Origin of the sequence: Paraburkholderia terricola, assembly GCF_900142195.1 — a bacterium.
Lineage (GTDB): Bacteria > Pseudomonadota > Gammaproteobacteria > Burkholderiales > Burkholderiaceae > Paraburkholderia > Paraburkholderia terricola.
In genome coordinates this window covers 15,068-40,061 of sequence record NZ_FRAB01000056.1, presented here as the reverse complement: position 1 = coordinate 40,061, position 24,994 = coordinate 15,068, and the positions used below count along the sequence as shown (strand labels likewise).

19 protein-coding genes are annotated in these 24,994 nt (G+C 65.8%); 17 read left to right on the top strand and 2 right to left on the bottom strand.

Annotated features, from left to right (window positions below; genetic code table 11):
* Window positions 1–147: 147 nt before the first annotated feature.
* Complete coding sequence (locus BUE39_RS30085) at window positions 148–1,248, bottom strand: IS5 family transposase (RefSeq protein ID WP_073432307.1); 1,101 nt, start codon at window positions 1,246–1,248, stop codon at window positions 148–150.
* Between the two features lie 408 nt (window positions 1,249–1,656).
* Between BUE39_RS30085 and BUE39_RS30080 the strand changes: the two genes are divergently transcribed.
* The 13 genes from BUE39_RS30080 to BUE39_RS30020 all read left to right on the top strand — a co-directional run bounded on the left by BUE39_RS30080 (window position 1,657) and on the right by BUE39_RS30020 (window position 17,995).
* Window positions 1,657–2,349, top strand: a complete 693-nt coding sequence (locus tag BUE39_RS30080; protein WP_073432301.1) for a hydrolase — start codon at window positions 1,657–1,659, stop codon at window positions 2,347–2,349.
* 162 nt (window positions 2,350–2,511) lie between these two features.
* The gene (locus tag BUE39_RS30075) at window positions 2,512–4,380 is read left to right on the top strand and encodes an amidohydrolase (protein WP_073432300.1); all 1,869 of its coding nucleotides are present in this window, start codon (window positions 2,512–2,514) and stop codon (window positions 4,378–4,380) included.
* A 75-nt stretch (window positions 4,381–4,455) separates the two neighbouring features.
* The gene (locus BUE39_RS30070) at window positions 4,456–5,925 is read left to right on the top strand and encodes a mechanosensitive ion channel family protein (protein WP_073432299.1); all 1,470 of its coding nucleotides are present in this window, start codon (window positions 4,456–4,458) and stop codon (window positions 5,923–5,925) included.
* A gap of 156 nt (window positions 5,926–6,081) precedes the next feature.
* Window positions 6,082–6,723, top strand: a complete 642-nt coding sequence (locus BUE39_RS30065) for an HD domain-containing protein (RefSeq protein ID WP_073432298.1) — start codon at window positions 6,082–6,084, stop codon at window positions 6,721–6,723.
* A 35-nt stretch (window positions 6,724–6,758) separates the two neighbouring features.
* On the top strand, window positions 6,759–7,022 hold the full coding sequence (locus BUE39_RS30060) for a DUF1427 family protein (RefSeq protein WP_073432297.1): 264 nt from the start codon (window positions 6,759–6,761) through the stop codon (window positions 7,020–7,022).
* 40 nt (window positions 7,023–7,062) lie between these two features.
* A complete protein-coding gene (locus BUE39_RS30055) occupies window positions 7,063–7,746 on the top strand; it encodes a YoaK family protein (protein WP_227470459.1) in 684 nt (227 codons plus the stop codon).
* Window positions 7,747–7,877: 131 nt separating this feature from the next.
* Window positions 7,878–8,828 (top strand): VOC family protein, encoded by a 951-nt coding sequence (locus tag BUE39_RS30050; RefSeq protein WP_073432296.1) that lies wholly within the window; start codon window positions 7,878–7,880, stop codon window positions 8,826–8,828.
* Window positions 8,818–10,311: an alginate export family protein gene (locus BUE39_RS30045; protein ID WP_073432295.1), complete on the top strand. Its 1,494-nt coding sequence runs from the start codon at window positions 8,818–8,820 to the stop codon at window positions 10,309–10,311. Before BUE39_RS30050 ends, BUE39_RS30045 begins: the two co-directional genes overlap by 11 nt.
* A gap of 63 nt (window positions 10,312–10,374) precedes the next feature.
* Complete coding sequence (locus BUE39_RS30040) at window positions 10,375–12,105, top strand: FAD-dependent oxidoreductase (protein ID WP_073432294.1); 1,731 nt, start codon at window positions 10,375–10,377, stop codon at window positions 12,103–12,105.
* 73 nt (window positions 12,106–12,178) lie between these two features.
* Window positions 12,179–13,159, top strand: coding sequence for an MBL fold metallo-hydrolase (locus BUE39_RS30035; protein WP_412534875.1), 981 nt, complete (start codon window positions 12,179–12,181; stop codon window positions 13,157–13,159).
* Between the two features lie 40 nt (window positions 13,160–13,199).
* Window positions 13,200–14,090, top strand: coding sequence for an alpha/beta fold hydrolase (locus BUE39_RS30030; protein ID WP_235004997.1), 891 nt, complete (start codon window positions 13,200–13,202; stop codon window positions 14,088–14,090).
* Window positions 14,091–14,256: 166 nt separating this feature from the next.
* On the top strand, window positions 14,257–14,781 hold the full coding sequence (locus BUE39_RS30025; RefSeq protein ID WP_073432292.1) for a DUF3331 domain-containing protein: 525 nt from the start codon (window positions 14,257–14,259) through the stop codon (window positions 14,779–14,781).
* Between the two features lie 196 nt (window positions 14,782–14,977).
* Window positions 14,978–17,995, top strand: coding sequence for a winged helix-turn-helix domain-containing protein (locus BUE39_RS30020; protein WP_073432291.1), 3,018 nt, complete (start codon window positions 14,978–14,980; stop codon window positions 17,993–17,995).
* Window positions 17,996–18,016: 21 nt separating this feature from the next.
* Here BUE39_RS30020 and BUE39_RS30015 read toward each other — a convergent pair whose 3' ends face one another.
* A complete protein-coding gene (locus BUE39_RS30015) occupies window positions 18,017–18,937 on the bottom strand; it encodes a LysR family transcriptional regulator (RefSeq protein ID WP_073432290.1) in 921 nt (306 codons plus the stop codon).
* 297 nt (window positions 18,938–19,234) lie between these two features.
* Between BUE39_RS30015 and poxB the strand changes: the two genes are divergently transcribed.
* The 4 genes from poxB (at window position 19,235) to BUE39_RS29995 (ending at window position 24,936) form a co-directional block, all read left to right on the top strand.
* Complete coding sequence (gene poxB / locus BUE39_RS30010; protein WP_073432289.1) at window positions 19,235–20,956, top strand: ubiquinone-dependent pyruvate dehydrogenase; 1,722 nt, start codon at window positions 19,235–19,237, stop codon at window positions 20,954–20,956.
* An 8-nt stretch (window positions 20,957–20,964) separates the two neighbouring features.
* Window positions 20,965–23,148, top strand: coding sequence for an FUSC family protein (locus BUE39_RS30005; RefSeq protein WP_073432288.1), 2,184 nt, complete (start codon window positions 20,965–20,967; stop codon window positions 23,146–23,148).
* Between the two features lie 101 nt (window positions 23,149–23,249).
* On the top strand, window positions 23,250–24,743 hold the full coding sequence (locus BUE39_RS30000; RefSeq protein ID WP_167363316.1) for an efflux transporter outer membrane subunit: 1,494 nt from the start codon (window positions 23,250–23,252) through the stop codon (window positions 24,741–24,743).
* Entirely contained in the window at window positions 24,733–24,936 is a 204-nt protein-coding gene (locus tag BUE39_RS29995) for a DUF1656 domain-containing protein (RefSeq protein WP_073432287.1), read from the top strand. The genes BUE39_RS30000 and BUE39_RS29995 overlap by 11 nt, the downstream gene beginning before the upstream one ends.
* Window positions 24,937–24,994: the final 58 nt, after the last annotated feature.

Genomic DNA, 24,994 nt, shown 5'->3' with positions numbered 1-24,994 from the left:
CAGGCCGTTGAAATATCCGTCGTTGATGCGCTCAGATGCATTACGACGGATGCTGGGTTTGCACTTTTGAAACGCGGAACACGATTGCGGGCATTCGGCGTTACTCGGGGGTTCACCATATCGGTGTTATCCATTGCTTCCAGCCCCTCAACCGGCAAGTGTGCGCATACGCGTCAGGTTGTAGCCGACCTGCGTCAGCACGAAGAGCTGGTCTACGCGTTCAAGTCCCCGATACATCGCTTGTCGAATTCGCCCGACTGTCTTGCCCCATCCGAACACCTGTTCAATGCGTTTACGTTTTTGCTGGCTGACCGCGTAGCCCGGCCAGCGCGTAGTTCGCTCGTCAATTGCTGAACCTCCTGGACGCCCATCGTTTTGCGCCACATGCGGCGTCACACGGTTCGCTCGACAACTGGCCACGAAACCGGCGGTGTCGTAGTTCTTGTCCGCGCCGACTGTGATGCCGAGCGGCGCAACACTTGCGGCATCGGCAAGCATCAGCTCGGCCGCGTCGCGCTCGGCGGTGCCCGTCGCCAGCGTCACCTGCGCGTTGACCACCAGGCCATGCCGGTTGTCTGTCAGCACGTGGCCCATATAACAGAGCATCGCTCCGGTTCCTTTGCTCTTGCGAAACAGGCGTGCCTGCTCGTCCGTCGTGGATTGGTGCGTCTCGTTACTGCGTTTCTGTCCGTGCCAGTTGTCATTCGGCGCTGGCGGTTCGTCAGGAGGCGTGTCGTCTTCGTCTGGACTTGCCTTCGGCACGAAGCTCTTATGCCCGGCCCATGCCTGAATCAACGTGCCGTCGACGCTAAAGTGCTCCCCAGAAAGATATCCGCGCTCGCGCGCGGTCTCGACTGTCTCGTTGAACAGCAACACCAGCACATCGTGTTCGAGCAACCGGTCGCGGTTCTTGCTGAACGTCGAGTGGTCCCACACGGTCCCGTCCATCGGCAGGCCGACGAACCAGCGGAACAGCATGTTGTAGGAAATCTGTTCCACCAGCATGCGCTCGCTACGAATCGAATACAGAACCTGCAGCAAAAGAGCTCGCACCAGCTTCTCCGGCGCGATGCTCGGCCGACCTCCTTTCGCGTCAGCCTCGTACATCCGCGCGAACACATCGTCCATGCGTTTAAGCGCGCCATTGAGCCAGATGCGAATCGGACGCAAGGGATGGTCCTTCGGCACAAAATCGTCCAGCTTCAACACCGTGAACATTGACTCGGTAAAACCATCTGGCCCACGCATCCGTTCCATCTCGCTCTCATTGATGACATCAGTTCAACGTTTACGCCTGCGTCCCGGATGACCGCTACATGAGGTATTTCACCGGCCTGCTAGATGTCGATAAGTGCGGCCGAAGGTCCTGAATCCGGCAACTGAAGTGTGAAACGGCGCGCACGTAAAGTCCTGCACAAAACATGAATTTTTCTGAAGCGGCTTGAAGCGGCTTGTAGAGCGGCTTTCGAGGCGGCAACCAGGATCGGGCGCGCGCGATTTCCGTTGCGGGCTCATTTCTCCAGAACTCTCAATTAAGAACGATTAAGGGCTTTGCCAAGGACTTGGCCAATGGCCGTCGATAGACTGGCCTCAGTTTTTCGCGCACTTCAACGCAGTGCGGCATGTCCATCAAACCCTTTCAGGATCTACACAGCCATGTCAAACCCCAAACTCGAAGTTCTGACACCTGCAAACTCGCAGATCATCTTCATCGACCAACAGCCGCAAATGGCGTTTGGCGTTCAGTCCATCGACCGTCAGGTACTGAAGAACAACGTGGTCGGACTCGCGAAGGCCGCGCGCGTGTTCAACATCCCCACCACCATCACGACGGTGGAGTCGGAAAGCTTCTCGGGCTACACCTACCCCGAACTGCTGGACGTATTCCCGGGGCACAAGGTGCTCGAACGCACGTCCATGAATTCGTGGGACGACCAGAAGGTGCGTGACTCGCTCGCCGCGAACGGCCGGAAGAAAGTCGTGGTGGCGGGCTTGTGGACCGAGGTGTGCAACAACACGTTTTCGTTGTGCGCGATGGACGAAGGCGACTACGAAATCTACATGGTCGCCGACGCATCGGGCGGCACGTCGAAGGAAGCGCATGACTACGCAATGCAGCGCATGATTCAGGCCGGCGTGGTGCCGGTCACGTGGCAACAGGTGCTGCTCGAATGGCAGCGCGACTGGGCGCACAAAGAGACCTATGACGCTGTCATGAAGATCGCCAAAGAACATTCGGGCGCATACGGAATGGGCGTGGACTACGCGTACACGATGGTGCACAAGGCGGCTCAGCGTACGGCTGAGCAGCACGAAATCCTGGCGCCGGTGCCGGCTAAGGTGAAGTAACAGTCGCGTCACGCCGTCTCGCGGAATTCGAGCGTCTACCGGCGCTCTGGATTCCGCTTGCCGGCTGGTTTCTGAATGCTTCATGGAAGCGGGCGTCACGAGCGCCCGCTTCCATGAATCGCTCCGCGCGTGAAAAGCGGAGCGCTCCCTATGAGGATCGCCATGACTTCCACCACTTCCGCGCCGACGCCGGCCGAAGTCGTCTTCTTCAACGGCAAGATCGCCACGCAGGACGACAAACGCTCGTTCGCGGACGCGCTCGCCGTCGCGAACGGCCGCGTGATCGCGGCCGGCTCGCGCGACACCGTGATGCGCCACGTCAACGACAACACGCGCCACGTCGACCTGAAAGGCCGCACGGTCATTCCCGGTCTCAACGATTCACACCTGCACGTGATTCGCGGCGGCCTGAACTTCAACATGGAACTGCGCTGGGACGGCGTGCCGTCGCTCGCGGATGCGCTCGACATGCTGCGCAAGCAGGTGGCCCGCACGCCCGCGCCGCAGTGGGTGCGCGTGGTGGGCGGCTGGAACGAATTCCAGTTCGCCGAGCGGCGCGGACCGACGCTCGAAGAGATCAACGCGATCGCGCCGGATACGCCGGTGTTCATCCTGCACCTGTACGACAGCGCGCTCCTGAATGGCGCTGCCTTGCGCGCGGTCGGCTATACGAAAGACACCCCCAATCCGCCCGGCGGCGAGATTCAGCGCGACAAGCGCGGCAATCCGACGGGCATGCTGATCGCGCGGCCGAATGCGGGCCTGTTATACGCGACGCTCGCAAAAGGTCCGAAGCTCGCGCCGGAGGATCAGCGCAATTCCACGCGCCATTTCATGCGCGAACTGAACCGCCTCGGCGTGACGAGCGCGATCGACGCGGGCGGCGGCTACCAGGCCTATCCCGACGACTACGCCGTCATCATGGACATGGCGAAGCACAATGAGCTGACCGTGCGGATCGCGTACAACCTGTTCACGCAAAACGCCAAGCAGGAAATCGAGGACTTCGCCAAGTGGGTGAAGATGACGAAGCCCGGCGAGGGCGACGACTTTCTGCGCGTGAACGGCGCGGGCGAAATGCTGGTGTTCTCCGCCGCCGACTTCGAGGACTTCCTGGAGCCGCGCCCCGATTTGCCGGACACGCTCGAAGCGGAACTCGAAGGTGTCGTCAGGCTGCTGGTGGCGAACCGCTGGCCGTTCCGTCTGCACGCAACCTATAACGAATCGATCGAGCGCTTCCTGAACGTATTCGAACGCGTGAACGCCGACATTCCGTTCAACGGCTTGCGCTGGTTCTTCGACCATTGCGAGACCATCACGCAGAAGAATATCGACCGCGTGCGCGCGCTCGGCGGCGGCATCGCGATTCAGCACCGCATGGCTTACCAGGGCGAGTACTTCATTCAGCAATACGGTGAGGAAGCCGTGAAGCGCACGCCGCCGATCCGCCACATGCTCGATGCGGGCCTGCCGGTGGGCGCGGGCACGGACGCCACGCGCGTCGCGAGCTTCAACCCGTTCGTGTCGCTGTACTGGATGGTGTCGGGCAAGACGGTCGGCGGCACGGCGATGTACACGAGCGAGAACCGGCTCGACCGCATGGAGGCGCTGCGCCGCTATACGGTCGGCAGCGCGTGGTTCTCGAATGAGGACGACCGCAAGGGCGCGCTCGTGCCCGGCCAGTTCGCGGACTTCGCGGTGCTCAGCGACGACTATTTCACGGTCGACGAAAGCCATATCAAGTATCTCGAATCGGTGATGACGGTGGTGGGCGGCAAGGTGGTCTACGCAGCCGACGACTTCGCGCCGCTCGCGCCGCCTGATTTGCCGGTCAGCCCGTCGTGGTCGCCGGTCGCGGAGTTCGGCGGCTACAGCCGGTACAAGCCGACCGCGGTGGCGTGCGTGGACGGCTGCGTGAATCTGTGCGGCGTGCATGCGCATGCGCACGGCTGGGCCTGGCGCAAGAACGTGCCCGTCAGCGATTCGAACGGCTTCTGGGGCGCGCTGGGCTGTAGCTGCTTCGCGTTCTGATCGTTCCGATTGTTCCGATTGTTCCGGTTGTTCCGATAGCCACGGTTTCATGCCGCCACGCGAGCGAGGACCTTCATGCCGACCCTGACCGACGGCGTGCTGTACGGGCTAGGCATCCTGGTCCTCGATTTCCTCGCCTGGCGTTTCGTGGCGATCAGGCGCGAGCAGGCGCGTCTCGGCTTGCGCGCGCTGATGTTCGGGCTATCGACCTACGTGCTGTTCAGGTCAGGCATGAATCCGCTGCGCGCCGCGCCGTGGGAGGATCAGCCGCTGCGCCATCTGCTCGCGCAGATGCTCGAAGTGGTGTGGTGGCTGCAAGGCGCGCGTCTCGTGACGATCGTGCTGGATCGCACCGTGTTGCCCGAGTCGTGGCACAAGGAGCGTCTGTTTCAGGACGTGTTCGGCGCGCTGGTGTTTCTCGCGGCGGCGGTGGGCGCGATCGCGTTCGTGTTGCAACTGCCGGTGCGCGGTTTGCTCGCGACCTCCGGCGCGCTCGCGGTGGTGCTCGGCCTCGCGATTCAGAGCACGCTCAACGACGTGTTTTCCGGGGTGGTGCTGAACGCCACGCAGCCGTTTCACATCGGCGACTGGGTGACGATCGGCGACGTGGAAGGCAAGGTGGTGGAGAGCAACTGGCGCGCGACCAGCCTGCTGAACGGGCAGGGCAATATCGTCGTGATCCCGAACAGCGTGGCGGCGCGCACCAACATCGTCAACGCGAACCAGCCCTCGCATACGCACGGCATCAGCGTGGTGCTGCCGGTCAAGCCGACGATCCGGCCGGCCACGGTGTTGCAGGCGCTGGCCGACGCCGCCGCCAGCTCCGACGCTGTGCTCGCCGATCCCAAGCCGATTGTCAGCGTGCGCCGCGCGACCAACGACGCGATCGAGTACGAGATCGTCTGCTACGTCGATACCCTGAGCAAGAAGATCGACGTGCGCAACGATCTGTTCGATCTGGCGCACCGGCATTTGCTGTCGCGCGGCGTGGTGTTGCGGCCGTTGTCGGTGCCCGAGCCTGCCACCGAGGCGACGGACGAAAAGCACCGGCTGCTCTGCAACGTATTGATCTTCCAGACGCTCGACGACGGCGAAATAGCCGAACTCGCGGCAAAGCTGACGAAACACGAATTCGACACCGCCGATACGATCTACGCCGCCGCCGATGAAAGCGGCCACGAACTGCACATTCTCGCGCGCGGCGTCGCGAGCGTGAGCGTGCCGAAGGGCGGCGGCGAGATCGAATTGCGACGGCTCGCGCCGGGCGATTCGATCGGCCAGTCGGGCATCCTGGCGGGCGTCAGGTCCGGCGTGATCGTGCGAGCGCTCACGCGCGCCACGGTGTTTCGCCTCGACAAAAGCGCGTTGACGCCGATCCTCGCGCGGCGGCCCGAGGTAGCGAAAGAGATGTGCCGGCTGCTCACGGAACACCATGAAACCGAGAAGATGCTGCTCGCGTCGCCCGAGCATGCCGATCAGCACGCCGGCGGCTTGCTGCAATGGATACGCGACGGTCTGCGGCGCTTTCATGAACTGGCGATTTGAGCGGGGCCCGCAAAAAAAGCGCCGCGCGAATTAAGTCTTTTTAAGGAACGGCCAAAGTCTTTATTGGATTAATTCGCTACGCTGCATCGGACAGTGGGCAAGCATCGCGCGGCGGAGCGACCGAGGAGCGAGGATGGGCGATAGGGAGGAGGTGACATGAAGAAAATGATTGCGGGAGTCGAGATTCCCGATGGTGCGATGGCTGGGGCGGCAACCACCCAGATGCGCGCCACGGAATCCGAGTTGATGTTTCAGCATGCGTTGCGGGTCTTTCTGTTCGGCGCGCTGACCGGCTATCGCAAGCGCCTGAGTTTCGACGCGGAATTGCTTTACGTGGCCGCGCTGTTTCACAACGCCGGTTTGAATGCGCAGTACCGGCACTCGCCTTACCGATTCGAAGTGGATGGCGCGAATGCGGCGCGCGCGTTCGTGCGGCAGCACGGCGCGGCGCAAAGCGATATCCACGAAGTATGGACGGCGATCGCGTTGCACACCACGCCCGGCATTGCGGAGCATATGTCGCCGCTCGTCGCGCTGACCCGCGCCGGCGTGCAGATGGATGTGTGCGGCGACGGTTACGACGAATTCACCGCGCAGCAGCGCGACGAAATCATGCAGGCGTGTCCGCGCGAACTGGACTTCAAGAAGAAGATCATCGAAGCCTACGCGCGCGGTATGGAGCATCGTCCCGAGACGACGTTCGGCACGGTGAACGCGGACGTGCTGGACCGCTGGGACCCGAACTATCGCCGGCTGAATTTCTGCGGTCTGGTGCTGGGTTCGGACTGGCCGAATTAAGGCATTTGCAGGTATCGAAAGGAAAGGAAAACGCAATGGGCTACGTCATTTCACTGGGAGTCGGCTTCGGCGTCGGACTGCTTTACTGGCTGCTCAAGGTGCAGTCGCCGGCGCCGCCGTTAATCGCGCTGGCAGGTCTGCTCGGCATGGTGCTGGGCGAGCACGCGATACCGGTCGTCAAGGCGCAGTTGTTCGCGCAGACGCCGACGGTTCAGGCCGCGCCGCCAGCCGGGACAGCCCCGGCGGCTTCGGCGCTGCAAAAGCCGAACGCGCCCGGCGCGGCGAAAGAGGGCGGTTGATGCCGTCGGCACGCGTCTATTCCTGTCGAGGAAATCGTCCGTGAACAAGCATGAAGACACGATTCTCGCGATGATCGCCGGCTATGTGGACACGGTTGGCTTCATCGCATTGTTCGGCCTGTTCACCGCGCATGTGACCGGCAACTTCGTGCTGCTCGGCGCGGAAGTCGCGGGCGTGGGCCAGGGCGCGCTGCTCAAGCTGCTGGCGTTTCCGTCCTTCATCGTGGGCATTGCGTTGGGCAGCGTGATTTTCAAGTTCACGGAGCGGCATCAGTCGCCGAATGCCGCGAGCGTGCTCTATCTGTTGCAGGCGGCGCTGCTCGTTTCGTTCCTCGTCACGGGCATGCTGATCACGCCCGCGATGGGTTCGGACGCCTCGATGGTGCTGCTGTGCGGCGTGCTCGGAACGATGGCGATGGGCGTACAGAATGCGCGCGGCAAGCTGCTACAGGTGAGCGGCCTGCCGAATACGGTGATGACCGGCAACGTCACGCAAATCGTGCTGGATGTGATCGAGCTGATTCACCGGGGCGCGGCGGGCGGACATGGCCAGCAGGTTAGCGAACGCCTCAAATGGACCTTGGCGGCCATGTGCGGATTCGCGGCCGGCGCGATCCTCGGCGCGCTCGCTTATATGCAGTTTTCGTTCGTCGCGATTGCGCTACCGGTGGCCGTGCTGCTTGCTCTCGCATGGAACAGAAGGGCGGCGCCCGCGAGCCATTAGGTCACGGCGATACGTCGCCGTCGCTTGAACGCGCGCGCGGTTTCCACGGATAACTCACGCGGCCTCGCAGGGGCCGGCTATTCACGCTATTCAAGCTATTCATTATTGCCAACACAATCGGGTTACAACACATGTTCACATCGCTGAAACGCTTTCGTCCCGTCGCGCTTCTCTGCGCCGCGCTGCTGATCGGCTTCACGCCGGTCTCGTCCGCATTCGCCGATGCCGGGCCGCCTGAAGTATCGAACGGCAAGACCGCGCTCGCCGCGAAACATGCCGACGTTTCCGTGGGTCCGCAATACGACACCACGCACGTCTATGTCGCCTCCGCCGATCTCGACGCGTTCGTCACGAGCTTTGTCGCGACCTTCGGCGGCAAGGCTTCGCCGCGCGCGGTGTTCACGGTCACGCCGACCCCGAGCAAGACGGCCTCGCAGTACGTGCAGACGCCGGTCGGCATGCTGTCGGTATTCGGCTTCGAAACGCCGATTCCCTATCCGTTCGGCAACGAGCGCACCGGCTATCTGGTGACGAACATCGATCAGGCGGTGAAGGCGGCGCGCGCGGCGGGCGCCGACGTGCTCGTGGATAGCTTCGACGATCCGATCGGCAAGGACGCCATCATTCAATGGCCGGGCGGCCTGACGATGCAACTCTACTGGCACACCAAGGCGCCCAGCTACGCGCCCTTGCACAGCGTGCCGGATAACCGCGTGTATGTGTCGCGCTACGAAGCCGACAACTTCGTGCGCCGCTGGCTGCATTTTTCGCACGGCAAGGTGGTGTCGGACACTCCGCGCGCCGACGCGGGCGTGATTGGCCGGCCGGGCGAGACCATTCGCGAGATTCGTCTCGAATCGGGCTTTGGCCGCATGGTGGTGTTCGTCACGGACGGCAAGCTGCCGTTCCCGTTCGGACGCGAAACGACCGGCTATGCCGTCGACGATCTGGCGCAGACGCTGCAGCGCGCGCAGGCGGCCGGCGCGAAGGTGCTGTTCGCGCCGTATGGCAGCGCATCGGGCAAGACGGCGATGCTGGAATTCCCCGGCGGCTACATCGCTGAAGTGCACGATGGCCGCTAAAGCGAGCGCAACGAAGGCGCACAACGCGCGCGCCCGGCGGGCGCTGCGCGCCGCGCGCGCGCTGCTGGTCAGCACGGGGCTGGCGGCGGCGCTGCCGGCTTCGGCGGCGGACACCGCGCTCGGCAGCGCCGACGATACCGCCGCGACCAGCACGGCGGCTAGCGCTTCGTGCGCGCGTCCGGTGGTCATGTTCAATCGCTGGCAGGAAAACTGGTCGGCGCTCGCCAATCCGTGCGTGCCGAAACGGCCTTTCGATTCGCTGAAGTACATTCCGCTGTTCGGCAATCCCGACGCGTATATCTCGCTCGGCGTGGTGTTGCGCGAGCGGCTGGAAGTCAACGACGCGCCGCTGTTCGGCCTCGGCTCGGGGCACGACGATACCTATCTGCTGCAACGTCTGGAAGTTCATGCGGATGTGCGGCTCGGCCCGCACGTGCAGTTCTTCACGCAATTCGAGGACGCGCGTCCCTATGGCAAGGACAACGTTTCGCCGGTCGACAAGAACCCGCTCGACTTGCGCCAGGCGTTCGTCGCGATCACCGAGCCGCTGGGTCCCGGCACCGTGAAGGTCCGCGTCGGGCGGCAGGAAATGGCGTTCGACTTGCAGCGCTTCATCTCCGTGCGCGACGGCCCGAACGTGCGCCAGGCCTTCGACGCGATCTGGGCCGACTATGAAACCGGCCCGTGGCGCTGGATCGCCTACGCGACGCAGCCGGTGCAGTACCGCGACAACTCGGATTTCGACGACGTGTCCAACCGTCACCTCACGTTCAGCGGCGTGCGCGTGGAGCGCCAGGGCGTCGGTCCGGGCGATCTGTCCGCGTACTACTCGCGCTACAACCGCAGCAATGCGCGCTTTCTCGACGCGGCCGGCGACGAGCATCGCGACGTATTCGACGCGCGCTATGCCGGCAAGGTCGCGCAGATCGACTGGGACGTGGAAGCGATGTATCAGTCGGGGCACGTGGGCAACAAGACCATCGGCGCGTGGGCGGTGGGCTCGCTCGCGGGCTATACGCTGGCCTCGGTGCCGTGGACGCCGCGCGTCGGCATTCAGGTCGACGCCGCTTCCGGCGACCGTCATCCGGGAGACGGCCGCGTCGGCACGTTCAATCCGCTGTTTCCGAACGGCTACTACTTCGCGCTCGCGGGCTACACCGGCTACACCAACCTGATTCACGTCAAGCCGTCGCTGATCGTCAAGCCGAACAGCAAGCTCACGCTGCTGGCGGGTGTGGGCCTGCAATGGCGGCAGACCACCGCGGACGCGGTGTACGGGCAAGGCTCCTCGGTGGTGCCGGGCACGGCGGGACACGGCGGACGCTGGACCGGTTTCTATACGCAGTTGCGCGCCGACTGGGCGGTTACCGCCAATCTCGCCGCCGCGCTCGAAGCCGTGCATTTTCAGGTCGGCCCGTCGCTGCGCGAACTGGGCGCGCGCAATGCCGACTACGTAGGGGCCGAATTGAAGTTCGGCTGGTAAGCGCAACGCCGTCATTTTGCGGGACGTCGTCGGTTCGACGAGGCCCGAGAGAGGTCCATTGTCATGAGCACCCCCGATCTACCGATCGACGCGTCCGTACCGTCGGAACTCGAGATTCCGTATTCGTCGCTGGAATATAGGCAGCATCAGATGTTTCCGCGTCTTTCGCCGGCGGAGATTCAAAGTCTGCGGCGCTTCGCGAAGCCGATGTCGTTCAAGGCCGGCGAACTGATCTTCGAAACCGGGCATGTCGCGCTCGGCCTCTTCGTGCTGCTGCATGGGCGCGTGCGCATCTATTCGCGCGACAGCTTCGGGCGCTCCACGCTCGTCACCGAACACGACGACGGCCACTTCATGGCGGAGATGGCGCAACTCTCCGGCAAGCCCGCGTTGATCGACGGCGTCGCGTTGACGGATGTGGAAACGCTCGTGATCGACCCCGACCGCCTGCGCGCGCTGATCGTCGCCGATGCGCAACTCGGCGAGCACATCATGCGCGCCTTGATCTTGCGGCGGCTCGGTCTCATCGAGCAGGGCTTGGGGCCGATCATCGTCGGCAACGGCGACGACGCGCGGCTGGTTCGCCTGCAAGGCTTCCTGCGGCGCAATGCGTACCCCGCGACGGTGATCGACGCGCGCAGCGATCCCGAAGCGGTCACGTTGCTGGGCGGCATGACGACCGGCCCCGGCGATTTCCCGCTGGTGTTCTGCGCGAACGGCAACGTGCTGCGCGCGCCGGACGAAGCGCAACTCGCGTCGTGCCTCGGCCTCGTGCCGACCTTCGAGCCATCGCACGTGTACGACGTCGCGATCGTCGGCGCGGGTCCGGCGGGACTCGCGGCGTCCGTCTATGCCGCGACGGAAGGCCTGTCGGTCGCCGTGTTCGATCAGCGCGCGCCAGGCGGCCAGGCCGGCGCGAGTTCGCGCATCGAAAACTATCTGGGCTTTCCCACCGGCATTTCCGGCCAGGCGCTCGCCGCGCGCGCGTTCCAGCAGGCGTTGAAGTTCGGCGCGCATCTGGCGATTCCCGGCAAGGTCGTCGACGTGAGCCGGCAGGAGGGCATCTTTCTGCTGACGCTGCTCGACGGCCAGCGCATCAGCGCGCGCACGGTGGTGGTCGCGAGCGGCGCCGCTTATCGCAAGCCGACGGTGCCGGACTTCGAACGCTTCGAGGGGCGCGGCACGTATTACTGGGCCTCGACGATCGAAGCGAAGCTGGTGAAGGGCCAGGACATCGTGCTGATCGGCGGCGGCAATTCGGCGGGCCAAGCGGTGGTGTTCCTCGCCAACTTCGCGCGCAGCATCCGCATGCTGATTCGCGGCAGGGATCTCAACGCGAGCATGTCGAAGTATCTGATCGACCGCATCGGCTCGTTGCCGAACGTCTCGCTATGCACCGGCTGCACGCTGCATTCGCTCGAAGGCGACGAAGCGGGACTCACGCATCTTCGCGTGCGTCATGAAGACGACGGCAGCGACGAAGTGCTCGCGTCGCGCCATCTGTTTCTCTTCATCGGCGCGGACCCGAAAACGGATTGGCTCGCGTCGAGCGGCGTGGAGCTGGATAACCGCGGCTTCGTCGTGACCGGCTTTGCGCGCAGCGAGCATGGATTGTCCGAGGCCAGCGCGCGCTATCCGCTCGAAACGAGCGTGCCGGGCATGTTCGCGGTCGGCGACGTGCGCTCGGAATCCGCGAAACGGGTGGCCGCGGCGGTGGGCGACGGCGCGGCGGTCGTCGCGCAGATTCACGCGTATCTGAGCCAACGGGCGGCGGCGCCGGTTCAGCACGTTTAATAAAAATTAGCGACTGCGTGGCCCGCGCGGTCGTTATGCTTTTCTCATGCACACGGCAAACAGGGATCGAATGATGAAGCGGCTTCAGCGCGTTTGGGCGATGCGGGTGGGCACCTGGTGCGTGCTGATGCTGAGCGTCGTCGCGAGCGGTACGGCGTTCGCCGCCGCGCCCCAGCTCAAGACCCAGGGGCCGGGCTTCTACCGGATCATGCTCGGCGCGTTCGAAGTCACGGCGCTGCTCGACGGCACGCATCCGTTTCCGATCGACACGGTAGTGGAAGGCGTGCCGAAGAAAGAAATCGCCCGCGATCTCGCGCGCGATTTTTTGCAGGCGCCGGTTCAAGGCTCGATCAACGCGTTTCTGATCAATACCGGTTCGAAGCTGATCCTGATCGATTCCGGCGCGGGCGTGCTGTACGGCGATTGCTGCGGCAAGCTGCTCGCCAACTTGCGCGCGGCGGGCTATCAACCAGGGCAGGTCGACGAAGTCTTACTCACGCATCTGCATAAGGATCACGTCGGCGGCGTCGTGTCGAACGGCGCGATGGCGTTTCCGAACGCGCTCGTGCGGGTGAGCCAAACCGAAGCGGATTACTGGCTGAATCCGGCGAACAAGTCGAAAGCGCCGGCTTTTCTCAGCACGTTCTTCGACGCCGCCATCGCCTCCGTCGCGCCTTATGCGGCAGCCGGGCGCTTCAAGCCGTTCAGCGGCGACGCGGAACTCGACGCGGGCATCCGCTCGATCGCGTTGCCGGGACATACGCCGGGCCACACCGGCTATCTCGTGCAAAGCGATTCGAAGGATCTGCTGGTGTGGGGCGACATCATCCACGTCGCGTCGATCCAGTTGCAGAACCCGGCCGCTTCCGTCGAATACGACACCGACGCGGCCGACGCGCGGCGCTCGCGCCGCGCGGTGCTCGAACTCGCCGCGAAGCAGCGCTATCTGATCGGCGCGGCGCATATCGCGTTCCCCGGCCTCGGACACGTCAGGAAAAACGGGCGCACGTATGACTGGGTGCCGGTCAACTACGAGGCGGCGCCCGGTCAGTAGCACCGGCGCCTCGCGCGCTCATTACTTCGAGGAACACGAGATGAATACGGAAATGGAAAACGAAGCGATCGACATCACGCATCACACGCGCCGTGCGAACGGCATCCGGCAGCACTACCTCGATGCCGGTAGCGGTCCGGTGGTCGTGCTGCTGCATGGCTTTCCCGAAACGAGCTTTGCGTGGCGCCATCAGATTCCGGTGCTGGCTCGCCACTATCGCGTCATCGCGCCGGATCTGCGCGGTTATGGCGAGACCGACAAGCCCGGTTCGGGCTACGACAAGCGCAACATGGCGCTCGATATCGTCCGTCTGCTCGACGAACTCGGCATCGGCAAGGTCGCGCTGGTCGGGCACGACCGCGGCGCGCGCGTGGCAACGCGTCTCACCAAGGATCACCCCGAGCGGGTCGACCGGCTCGTCGTGATGGATAACGTGCCGACGCGGGTGGTCGCGCAAAACATGAATCCGCAGACCGCGCGCGCCTACTGGTTCTTCCTGTTCCATCTGGTGGCGGACCTGCCGGAAACGCTGATCGCGGGCAAGGAAGCCGAGTGGCTGCATCACTTCTTCGCGGACTGGTGCTACAACCCGCACACCATCGAAGGCGCGGACTTCGAGACTTATGTGAAGGCGTATAAGCGCCCCGGCGCGGTGCGCGGCGCGATGGCCGATTACCGCGCGAACGCGGAAGACGTCGCGCAGGATCTCGTCGATGCCGACACGAAAATCGCCTGTCCGACCATGGCGCTATGGGGCGAGGACTTCTACGCGGTGGGCGGCATGTTCGACATGAAGGCGGTGTGGGAAAGCATGGCGACCGATCTGCGCGCCGAGCCGATCGCGCGTTGCGGACACTTGCCGCAAGAGGAACAGCCGGAGCGGGTCAATGAACTGCTGGTGGATTTCTTGCGCGGCTGGACCGGTGCCTGAGCGGGCGGCGGGCGTGAGCGTGCTGAAGTTCATCGCGGTTCATCGCGCTTCATTGCACCTCATTGCACTTCACGAACGGCATGCCCGCTGGTCTCGCCTGCGACCGGCCGGCGCGAACGCCGCGGCTCGATGGAACGAAGCGAGTAACACGCTAGGGAGAAGCGCGATGCAGATCGAAAGCCCCTTGAAGCCACGCACGGATGCGCTTCGACTGGAAGCGGGCAGCCGCCGTGAAGGCTGTTGCGCGGCCGCCGAGAACCCGGCGGCGTCATGCGACGCCGGCCGCGATGCGCGCGCTCCCGTGTGGGATCACGTGATCAGCCGGCTGCTCGCCGGCTATCGCAGCGAAGCCGAAGGCGAGGCGTATCTCCTCAGGCCGCGGATCGATCGCGCCGCCTTGAACGCGCCGTCGCGGCACGTCCAGGTCGAGGTGATCGAGCGTTTGTCCGACACGTCGATCGCCGTGCTCTGGCAGGACGCCACCCGCTGCCGTTACGCGGACCAGGTGTGGATCGCCTGCCGCGCGCGCCTCAAGGGACGCTGCGCGCTGAGCGGCGCGATCATCCGCCGTAATGATCCGATCTACAAGCCGAGGGTGCGCAGCGCGGTCCCGGTGAATGCCGGAGCGATGATTCTCGCTTCCGTGATCGCATGCATGCCGTGCATGGGAATGAAGGGCGACGCGCGCTAGCGCGTCAGTGGTTCGGCAACTACATCGCGGCCGCATTGCGTCGCTCCGTGCGCGCTCCCACAGTACAAAAAATTCGAACGATAGGTTCATTTTTTTCCGCGCATGGGCACCCGGCCTTGGTCTAGACTTCGGGGCACAACGCCGACCGGTCCGTCGGCGGTGGTTCTTTTCCCCGCAAGTCCTGGATATTCCCGCAATGATCCGCATCGGCCCCCTTCAGGTGGACCTTGCCAGTCGAGAGCTGTTTCTCGACGGACAGCCTGTGCGCATCGGCAGCCGTGCGTTCGACATCCTCGCCGTGTTGATCGCCGCCAATGGCGCGCTCGTATCGAAGAACGACATTCTCAAGCAGGTATGGCCCGACACGATCGTTGAAGAGAACAATCTTCAGGTGCATATGTCCGCGCTGCGCAAGGTGCTGGGCGAGAGCCGCGGCCTGATACAGACCGTCTCCGGGCGAGGCTACCGGCTGGTGCTGAGAGACCCGTCCGCGATCCTGGCCGGCAAGCCCGACGCCGCTGAGCGCGCCGCGCCCGCGCCCGCGCTCAGCGTGCCCAATAATCTGCCCGCGAGTTTGTCGGCGCTGATCGGCCGCGAGCAAGCCATCGAGGACGTTGCGCTCGCGCTCGCCTCCGCGCGCACCGTCACGCTCGTCGGCTCGGGCGGCATCGGCAAGACGCGGCTCGCGATCGAGGTCGCGCGCAGCCTGCTCGCGGACTTTCCCGACGGCGTCTATCTGGTATCGCTCGCGTCCACGTCGGATTCGAACAGCGTGCTCGCCATGTTCGCCAACAGCATCGGCGTGAAGGCGGCAGCCGGCCCGCTCACGCTCGCGCGGGTCAGCAAGGAGCTGGGCGGACGGCGCGTGCTGTTCGTGCTCGACAATTGCGAGCACGTGCTCGGCCCCGCCGCCGAACTGGCCGAGACGTTGTTGAGCGTAAGCGCGGCCACCCGCATTCTCGCCACCAGCCGCGAGCCGTTGCGCGTCGCCGATGAACACCTGTACTGGGTCGCGTCGCTGGAGGTGCCCGGCCAGGACGATCAGAGCGAGGACGTTCTGCAACGCAGCGCGGTCAAGCTGTTCCTGTCGCGCGCCCGCGCGATGGACGCGCGGTTTTCGTCCGACGAGCGCAGCATCCATCTGACCGGCACGGTGTGCCGCCGGCTCGACGGCATACCGCTCGCGATCGAACTCGCGGCGGCGCGCGCCGCGATACTCGGCATCGAAACGCTCGCCGATCATCTCGACGACCGCTTCAACATGCTGACGGGCGGCAACCGCACGGCGTTGCCGCGCCACCAGACCTTGAAGGCGACGCTCGACTGGAGCCATGCGCTGCTCGACGAAACCGGGCGCGCCACGCTGCGCCGGCTCGGCATCTTCGTCAACAGCTTCACGCTGGAAGCGGCGATCGCGGTCGCCGGAGACGGCGCATCGAGCGACGCCGAAGTGGTCGCCGCGCTCTCCGGCCTGGTCGAGAAATCGCTGGTGGTGACCTGCGTGGTGCGCGGCAAAACCGGCTATCGCCTGCTGGAAACCACGCGCGCCTATGCGCTGCAAAAACTGGACGACAACGGCGAGCGGCGTCTCGTCACGCTGCATCACGCGCGCTACTTCGCGAGCCTGCTCGAACGCGAAGCGTCGACCGGCAGGAATCCGGCGAGCGCTTACGCGGACGCGTGGCAGCAGCAGATGCGCGATCTGCTCGACGACCTGCGCGCCGCGCTGGCCTGGGCGCTCTCGCCGAAGGGCGACCAGGCGCTGGGCGAAGCGCTCGCGGTGAAGGTCGTGTCGTTGCTGTACGAGCTTTCGCTGGTCGACGAATGCTGCGCGTGGGCGCGGCGCGCGCTCGACACGGTGGCCGCCGCGCATCAGGGCTCGCGCGCGAGCCGGCATCTGCGTGTGCGCATGCAACTGCTGGCCGCGCTCGCCGCGGCGCTCGTCTATGTCAGCGGACCGAACCGCGAGACCCTCGGCATCTGGGCCGAGGTGCTGGCGCTCGCCATCGCGCTGGGCGAGCAGCGCTTCGAAGCGCGCGCGTTGTGGGGCATGTGGAACGCGAGTCAGTCGTCCGGCGCGGCGCGCAATGCGCTCGCGTTCGCGCAGCGCTTCGGCTCGCTCGCCGCCGAGACGGGCGACGCGAGCAACGCGATCCTCGCGTACCGGCTGCTCGGCATCGCCTCGCATCACGCGGGCGATCAGCAGCAGGCGCGGGCGTCGCTGGAACAGTTTCTACAGCACACCGGCAGCTTGCGGCATCGGCTGCCGCTCGGGCAGTCCGTCGATCAGCGCGTGGTGGGCCGCGCGACGCTGGCGCGCGTGCTGTGGCTCCAGGGCTTGCGCGATCAGGCGCTCGGCATGGCGGCGGAGTGCGTGGCCGATGCCTGCGGGCAGGAACAGTCCATCGTCACGTGCTACGTGCTGGTCGAGGCCGAGGTGCCGCTCGCGCTGCTGGCGGGCCTGCGCGAGCGGGCCGCCGAGGCGATAGCGTTGTTGCGCGAGGTGTCGGCGCGCGCGGGCCTGAGCGTGTCGCAAGTGTGCTGCCGCTGTTTCGACGCCTACCTGCGCTCGCTGGACGAAGCCACGCCGCCGCGTTTGCAGGCGTTCGGCGCGGCGCTGGACGAGATGGACGCGCTCGAATACGGCGCGCCACGCGCGCTGCTCGCCGCGCAATACAGCCTCGCGCTGGGCCGCGCGGGGCGGCGCGACGAGGGCATCGCCGCGGTGGTGGAGGCGCTCGCGCAATGCGACGAAAGCGGCGATCACTGGTACACGGTCGAACTCAGGCGCGTGCATGGCGAGTTGCTGCTGATGGCGTATGCGGGCGAGCCGCCCTATGGCGACACGGCGACCGACGCCGAAGCGTGCCTGAGCGCGGCGCTCGACGAATCGTTGGCGCAAGGCTGCCGCTCGCTGCAATTGCGGGCGGCGACCAGCCTGAGCCGGCTTTGGCATGCTCAGGGCCGCAACGGCGAAGCCGCGCAGTTGCTGAAGTCCGCCTGCGCGCGGCTCACCGAAGGGCTCGACCTCGATGACTTCAACGAGGCGATCGCGTTGCTGCGGCTTGTCGATGAAGCGCGCGGCGCTGCGTCACGAGCGGACCCGGACCCGGATGTGGACCCGGACCCGGACCCGGACCCGGACGTAGATACAGACATTACGGCCCGCCCGTTCGACGAACCGCCGTCGGGCGAGATCAACGAACCCGGCTAGAAGAACCGGCTAGAGCGTCGCTCAGCCTTGCAGTGCCCGCTGTCGCGCCACGTCGTCGATCAGGTCCGGCCGGTCCAACTGCTCGACCCACCATTGCAGCGCCTTGCCGCTTTCATCGTCGCGCCATGCGAGATAGAAATGCGTGAGCTCGCGCATGCCGAGCACTTCTTTCTTCACCAGTTCGCCCCGGTTCATCGGCTCGATCGCAAGGCATTCGGGAATCGTGCCCGCGGCCAGCCCCTTGATCTGCGCGGCGAGCTTGGCTTCGAGCGTCGGCACCGTCAGCACCTCCTGATTGGCGGCGAGCGCGATCGTGCGCGGCGCGAGCTTGCGCGACGTATCGCCGATCGCGACCGCGCGATGGCGCGCGACGACGTCCAGCGTGAGCGGCTCCGGCATCACTGCGAGCGGATGATCGGGCGCCACCACGAACACATGCCGCAGCGAGCCGATCGGCTTCGCGACCAGATGAGGAATCTGCGGCGGATCGCCCGCCGCGCCGACGATCAGATCCGCGCGGCGCGTCAACAGCGCGTCCCACGAACCGCCCAGCACTTCGGTCGACAGATGCAGCCGCGTGTCCAGCTTCAGCTTGTAAAACTCGCTGACGTGCGGCCAGATCAGGTCGAACGGAATGATTTCATCGACGGCGATGCGCAACTCGGATTCCCAGCCGTGCTGGATTCTTCTCGCCTTGCATTCGAGGTCTTCCGCCGCTTCCAGCAGCCGCCGCCCTTCCTCGACCACCACGCGCCCCGCGTGCGTGAGCGTCGCGCGCCGGCCCGTGCGGTCGAACAGCTTGACGCCGAGATCGAGTTCGAGCTTCTGAACCAGGTAGGAGAGCGACGAGGGCACCCTGTGAAGCGTTTCCGCGGCGCTTGCAAAGGTGCCGGTTCGATCGATCGCATCGAGCGCCTGGAGGACTTCAAAGGATAGGTTCATGACGAGGAGGCGGACTGTCGGGGGTGTCGGCGGGATGTTCAGGATACTGGATTTCAGCGCGCCCGCCGTGCCCGGCGCCATGCCCGGCCGCCCGCCGTGCGCCGCGTCGAGCAGATCGATTCAGGTGTTTTCAGCCTGGTTTCAGGACATTTACTCCGCCTTCCCCTAGCTTTAGCTGACTCGACTCGCACAGGCCGCGCACGGCGGCGGCGAGTATTCTTCAGATCAGTCAGGACGCCGCCGCGATTGTGCGCCGGCGCCCGGCTGATCTTCAATTTCCGTGACAAGGAGTCAAGCATGGCCAACAGCACCATTGCCGGATATCTCGCGGGCACGCTCGCCGCGGCGGGCGTCGAACGGATCTGGGGCGTGACGGGCGACAGCCTGAACGGACTCGCCTACGCCCTCGATCAGGCAGGATCGATCCGCTGGATGCACACGCGCCACGAGGAAGCCGCCGCGTTCGCCGCCGGCGCCGACGCGGCTTCCACCGGACGCCTCGCCGTGTGCGCGGGCAGTTGCGGACCGGGCAACCTGCATCTGATCAACGGCTTGTTCGATTGCCATCGCAATCATCAGCCGGTGCTGGCCATCGCCGCGCATATTCCGTCGACGGAAATCGGGCTCGGCTACTTTCAGGAAACGCATCCGCAGGAACTGTTCAAGGAGTGCAGCCATTACGTCGAGCTGGTGTCGTCCGCGTCGCAGTTTCCGCGCGTGCTGGCGCGCGCGATGCGCACCGCGATCGAGGAGCGCGGCGTCGCGGTGATCGTGTTGCCGGGCGACGTCGCGTTGTCGGACGGACCCGCCGAACTGCCGTCGTGGACGCACAGCGCGCCGCCGACGATCATGCCCGCCGAGGCCGACCTCGATCGCCTCGCGGCCATGCTCAACGAGTCGGACGCGGTGACGATCATGTGCGGCAGCGGCGTGCAGGGCGCGCACGACGAGGTGGTGGCGCTCGCCGACACGCTCGGCGCGCCGGTGGTCCACGCGCTGCGCGGCAAGCCGTTCATCGAATACGACAACCCCTACGACGTCGGCATGACCGGGCTGATCGGCTTCAGTTCGGGCTATCACGCGATGATGTCGTGCGACACGCTGCTGCTGCTCGGCTGCGACTTTCCTTATCGCCCGTTCTATCCGGCCGATGCCAGGATCATCCAGATCGACTGGAAGGGCTCCAAGCTCGGCCACCGCGCGCCGCTCGCGCTGGGGCTGGTCGGCACGGTCAAGGAAACGATCGCGGCCACGCTGCCGAGGCTCGATCGCAAGACCGACCGCGGCTTCATCGACAACGCGCGCAAGCACTATGCGTCGGCCCGCAAGGGGCTGGACGATCTGGCGACGCCCTCCGGCGCGGGCCGCCCGATTCATCCGCAATATCTGGCGAGGCTGATCGACGAAGCCGCGGACGACGACGCCATCTTCACCGCCGACGTCGGCACGCCGACCGTCTGGGCCGCCCGCTATCTGACGATGAACGGCAAGCGCCAACTGCACGGCTCGTTCAACCACGGCTCGATGGCGAACGCCATGCCGCAGGCGCTCGGCGCGCAAGGCGCGCATCCGGGCCGGCAGGTGGTGTCCTTGTCGGGCGACGGCGGTTTGTCGATGATGCTCGGCGATCTGCTCACCGCGCGGCAGCTCGATTTGCCGATCAAGATCGTCGTGTTCAACAACAGCCTGCTCGGTTTCGTGTCGATGGAATTGAAGGCGGGCGGTTACCTCGATACCAACGTCGACCTCAGCAAGACCGACTTCGCGGCGATCGCGAAAGGCGCGGGCATTTTCAGCGTCCGCGTCGAGGAATCGGAAGACGTGGCGGGCGCGCTGAAGCAGGCGTTCGCGCATCCGGGCCCCGCGCTCGTGGACGTCGTCACGTCGAAACACGAACTCGCGATGCCGCCGAAGATCGAGCTCTCGCAAGCGAAGGGCTTCAGCCTCTACATGATGCGGGCGATCCTGAGCGGGCGCGGCGACGAGATCGTCGAACTCGCGCGCACCAACCTGCGATAGATCCGGCGATGACCCCGCATGCCGGCGGCGCGGCGTGGCCGCGACTACGCGACGAGCTCAAGACGTACTGGAGCGACGACGCGCCGCGCTTCCTTCACATGGCGAAGGTGGCGCTCGCGGCCGCCCTCGCGATGGGGCTGTGCATGCGTCTGGAACTGCGCTCACCCGGCACCGCGATGGTGTCCGTCGTCATCGTGATGATGCATCAGCAAAGCGGCATGGTGATCGCGCGCGGCTTCTATCGCGGCTTGGGCATGGTATGCGGCAGCCTGGCCGGGCTCGTGCTGATCGCCTGGTTCGCGCAGCAGCCGCTGCTGTTCTTCATCGCGCTGGCGGCGTGGATCGGCGCGTGCGTGTTCGGCGCGTCGTACTACCGCAATTTCCAGTCATACGGCTTCGTGCTGACCGGCTACGGCACGGCCATCACCGCGATACCGGCCTGGCCCGATCCGTATGGCGTGTTCGACAACGTGGTGTACACGGTCAGCGAGGTGGTGATCGGCGTGGTCTGCGCAAGTCTGGTCAGCGCGCTGGTGTGGCCGCGGCGGGTCGCGCCGGCGCTGTATGCGTCGAGCCAGAAGAACTTCGCGAACCTGCTGGATGCGCTGCATGCCATGCTCGAACGCGGGTCCGCCGCGGCCGGCTTCGATACTTTTCTCGGCCTGATCCGCGAGCGCGCGGGCGTGGAAAGCCTGCGCAGCGGCGCGGTGTTCGAGGACCCATCGATCCGCCTGCACGGCCACGTGTTTCTCGATCTCGACAGAAGTTTTCTCGACAGCGTCGCGTGGCTGCACGCGCTGCATCAATTGAAGGCGCGCGTGGCCGCCGAAGCCGAGCCGCGCGCGCAAGCCGCCGTCGACGCGCTGATCGGCGGGTTGCTCGCGATCGTGCCGCGCGGCTCGCCGGCCGGGGCGCTCACGCTGGAACGGATCGAGACCTTGCCGGGCCGGCTTGCCGCGTTCGAACAGGCGTTGCCCGCGCGACTGGGCACGCTGCTCGATTCGCTCGCGGACGTGTCGCCGCGTCAGCGCCAGTTCGTCGCGACCACCGGCGCGGCGCTGTTTTTTTCGATCGCGGATCTGCGCGTGCTGTGCAGCAGCTACGTCGAAGCGCGCAGCGCCGACCGGCGCCCGTGGTCGCAATCGGTGCTTCAGGCGCTCGGCCGCATCGGGCGCATCGGCACCACGCGCGCGACGGCCAATCGCACGGCCGCGACGATCGCCGGCATGCGCGCGGCCGTCGCCGTGTCGCTGGTCGGCGCGGCGTGGCTCGCGTCCGGTTGGGTCGGCGGGGCGAGCGCGATCGTCGCGGTGGCGATTACCAGCGCATTGTTCGCGCTCGCGCCGAACCCCGCCGTCGCGAGCTGGCAGATCTTCTGCGGTTGCCTCGCCGGCTGGCTCGCGGGCTTCGCGTTCAATTTCTTCCTGCTGCCGCGCCTCGACGGTTTCGTGTTGCTGGCGTCGTCGATGGCGATCTTCGTGATGGCTGGCAGCTACATCAATACGTTTGCGAAAACGGCGGTTCTCGGGCTGGGTTTCAGCATCTATTTCTGCTTTATCGTCGGCATTTCGAATCCGACCGTGTACAACCCGAGCGCCTATCTCGACACGGGTTTCGCCTTGCTGTTCGGCATCGCGGCCGCCGCGGTCGCTTTTTCGGTCATCGTGCCGCGCGCGGGCGACTGGATCACCGCGCAATACCTGAAGCAGATTCGCGCGCTGGTGGCGCACACCGCGCCCGACGCCGAACTCGACGATGAACTGCTGTTGTCGTTCGAGGCGCATCTGCGCGATTTCATCATTCAGATCGCGTCGGCGCCGGCGGACGCGCGCGTGGACCGCAATGGCCTGATCGGCTGGGCGTTCGCCGCGCTGGAACTCGGCCGGGCGATGATCCAGATGCGGCTCGACACCGAACAACTCGGCGACACGCTGCCGGCAAGCTGGCCGGAGGTGCAGCGCGCGTGGCTCGCGGCGCTGGCCGAGGTGTTCACCGCCATGACGCCGCAGGCCGGCGAAAACGCCGTCGCCGCGACCCGGCGCGCCCTGGTTGCGCTGCCGTTCGCGCAGGACCCGGCGGTCGGCCCGATGCTGCTCGCGCGCTGCCGGATGCGGGCGCTGCTGCACTTCACCGAACTCACGTTGCAGGACGAGAGCTTGCCGCTGTGGCGCGCGGCGAAGGCGGCCGTATGAGGACGCTTGCCCTGCCGCGCGTGATGGCGTTGGTCCGCGGGCTGCTTGTCAGCGCGTGGACTCGCACGTTCGCGAGGGCGGGAATGCGGGCGCGCCCGCCGATGCAACCGCTTCGCTCCCTCGCGCCGGCGCTTGCCGCCGCGCTCATGCTGTGCGCGTGCATCGACAGCGGCGGCATCCGTCCGCGCGAATCGCTGCTCGATCCCGCGACGCTCGACCCCGGCGTCGCGCTGCGCGACACGCAAGCGGACGCGAAATGGCCCGACGACGGCTGGTGGCGTCAATGGAACGATCCGCAGCTCGACACGCTGGTGCGCGACGCGACCGCGGGCAACCCAGGCTTGCGCGCCGTCGAAGCGCGCGTGGACGCCGCGGCATTCCAGGCCAGCATCGCCGGCGCGGACACGTTGCCGCAACTGAACGCCGGCGGCGACTTCCAGCGCCGGCGCTACGCCCGTGACACCACGCCCGCGCCGCCGGGCGGCACGACGGTGTGGAGCAACAGCGTCACAGCGGATCTCTCCTATGACCTCGACCTGTGGGGCAAGGCGCGCGCGCTTCGCGAGGGCGCGCTCGACAACCTGCATGCGGCGGCCGCCGACGCCCGCTTCGCGCAACTCGAATTGCAGACCGCGATGGTCCGCGGCTATGTGCGCTTCTCGCTGCAATACGCATTGCTCGATGTCTACCGCGCCATGCAGGACCAGCAGCAGCGCACGCTCGACATCGCGACGCGCCGCTGGCGCGCGGGTGTCGGCAGCCAGTTGGAGGTGAGCCAGGCGTCGACGCAATACGCGATGAGCACGACGCGCGCGCAGCAGGCCCAGCAGCAGCTCGCGTTGAGCCGGCTCAGCATCGCGGCTCTCGCGGGCAAGGGACCGGGTTTCGGCGATTCGCTGCGCCGGCCGAGCCTTGCGTTGAGCGTGCCGGTGGCGCTGCCCGCGCGCTTGCCCGCCGAACTCGTCGGCCATCGGCCGGACGTGGTGGCGGCGCGCTGGCGCGTGCTGGAAGCGGACAAGGGCATCGACGCCGCGCACGCCGATTTCTATCCCGACATCGATTTGCTGGCGACCGCGTCGTTCGGTTCGGCGGCGACCTTCGGCGGGTTCCTGAACTTCCTGAACAGCGACGGCATGGGTCACGGGGTGGGCGCGGCGATCTCGCTGCCGATCTTCGACGGCGGCCGCCGCCGCGGCCGTTACGGCGTGGCGGTGGCGTCGCGGGACGCGGCGGTGGACGCGTACAACCAGAGCGTGGTGAACGCGATGCAGGCCGTCGCGGCGCAGGTGGTCTCGCTGCGCTCGCTCGATGAGCAGCAGGCGTCGATTGAAACCACGCTCGATGCCGCGCGCCGTTCGTTCCGGCTCGCCGATGCCGGTTATCGCAGCGGCATCACCGAGTTTCTCAACGTGCTGGCCGCGCAGAACGCACAACTGCAACAGGCGGAAAGTCTCGCGACGGTGCAGGCCCAACGCCTCGACGCGTGGGCCTTGTTGATGAAGGAACTGGGCGGCGGTTATGGGCCGCCGTCCGCGCCGTCCACGCCATCCGCCTCGTCCGAACATGCGTCGCAAGGAGCGGACGATGCCCGGTGAAATTGAACTGTTCTCGCTGCTGGTGCCCGGGCTGCTGCCGATCCTCGCGGGCTGCGTGGCGGTTTTCGTCGTCGTCGATCTGCTGCTGGCGCGCGTGGGTGTGTATCGCTATGCGTGGCACCCCGGGCTCTTTCGCGTCGCGCTGTTCGCCGCGATGTTCAGCGGCGCTTCACTGCTGCTGTTGCGGCCATGAATCCCGCGCGCCTGCACGCGTGCCCAAGCGAGGCTCCCAGCAACGCTCCGAAGGCTCA

What these genes read in the sequence shown, in the direction of transcription:
- BUE39_RS30045 (WP_073432295.1), top strand. Translation starts at nt 8,818, where the DNA reads ATGGCCGCTAAAGCGAGCGCAACGAAGGCGCACAACGCGCGCGCCCGG.
- BUE39_RS30050 (WP_073432296.1), top strand. Translation starts at nt 7,878, where the DNA reads ATGTTCACATCGCTGAAACGCTTTCGTCCCGTCGCGCTTCTCTGCGCC.
- BUE39_RS30030 (WP_235004997.1), top strand. Translation starts at nt 13,200, where the DNA reads ATGAATACGGAAATGGAAAACGAAGCGATCGACATCACGCATCACACG.
- BUE39_RS30070 (WP_073432299.1), top strand. Translation starts at nt 4,456, where the DNA reads ATGCCGACCCTGACCGACGGCGTGCTGTACGGGCTAGGCATCCTGGTC.
- BUE39_RS30020 (WP_073432291.1), top strand. Translation starts at nt 14,978, where the DNA reads ATGATCCGCATCGGCCCCCTTCAGGTGGACCTTGCCAGTCGAGAGCTG.
- BUE39_RS30075 (WP_073432300.1), top strand. Translation starts at nt 2,512, where the DNA reads ATGACTTCCACCACTTCCGCGCCGACGCCGGCCGAAGTCGTCTTCTTC.
- BUE39_RS30035 (WP_412534875.1), top strand. Translation starts at nt 12,179, where the DNA reads ATGAAGCGGCTTCAGCGCGTTTGGGCGATGCGGGTGGGCACCTGGTGC.
- BUE39_RS30040 (WP_073432294.1), top strand. Translation starts at nt 10,375, where the DNA reads ATGAGCACCCCCGATCTACCGATCGACGCGTCCGTACCGTCGGAACTC.
- BUE39_RS30080 (WP_073432301.1), top strand. Translation starts at nt 1,657, where the DNA reads ATGTCAAACCCCAAACTCGAAGTTCTGACACCTGCAAACTCGCAGATC.
- BUE39_RS29995 (WP_073432287.1), top strand. Translation starts at nt 24,733, where the DNA reads ATGCCCGGTGAAATTGAACTGTTCTCGCTGCTGGTGCCCGGGCTGCTG.
- BUE39_RS30085 (WP_073432307.1), bottom strand. Translation starts at nt 1,248, where the DNA reads ATGCGTGGGCCAGATGGTTTTACCGAGTCAATGTTCACGGTGTTGAAG.
- BUE39_RS30060 (WP_073432297.1), top strand. Translation starts at nt 6,759, where the DNA reads ATGGGCTACGTCATTTCACTGGGAGTCGGCTTCGGCGTCGGACTGCTT.
- BUE39_RS30065 (WP_073432298.1), top strand. Translation starts at nt 6,082, where the DNA reads ATGAAGAAAATGATTGCGGGAGTCGAGATTCCCGATGGTGCGATGGCT.
- BUE39_RS30015 (WP_073432290.1), bottom strand. Translation starts at nt 18,937, where the DNA reads ATGAACCTATCCTTTGAAGTCCTCCAGGCGCTCGATGCGATCGATCGA.
- BUE39_RS30025 (WP_073432292.1), top strand. Translation starts at nt 14,257, where the DNA reads ATGCAGATCGAAAGCCCCTTGAAGCCACGCACGGATGCGCTTCGACTG.
- BUE39_RS30000 (WP_167363316.1), top strand. Translation starts at nt 23,250, where the DNA reads ATGCAACCGCTTCGCTCCCTCGCGCCGGCGCTTGCCGCCGCGCTCATG.
- poxB (WP_073432289.1), top strand. Translation starts at nt 19,235, where the DNA reads ATGGCCAACAGCACCATTGCCGGATATCTCGCGGGCACGCTCGCCGCG.
- BUE39_RS30005 (WP_073432288.1), top strand. Translation starts at nt 20,965, where the DNA reads ATGACCCCGCATGCCGGCGGCGCGGCGTGGCCGCGACTACGCGACGAG.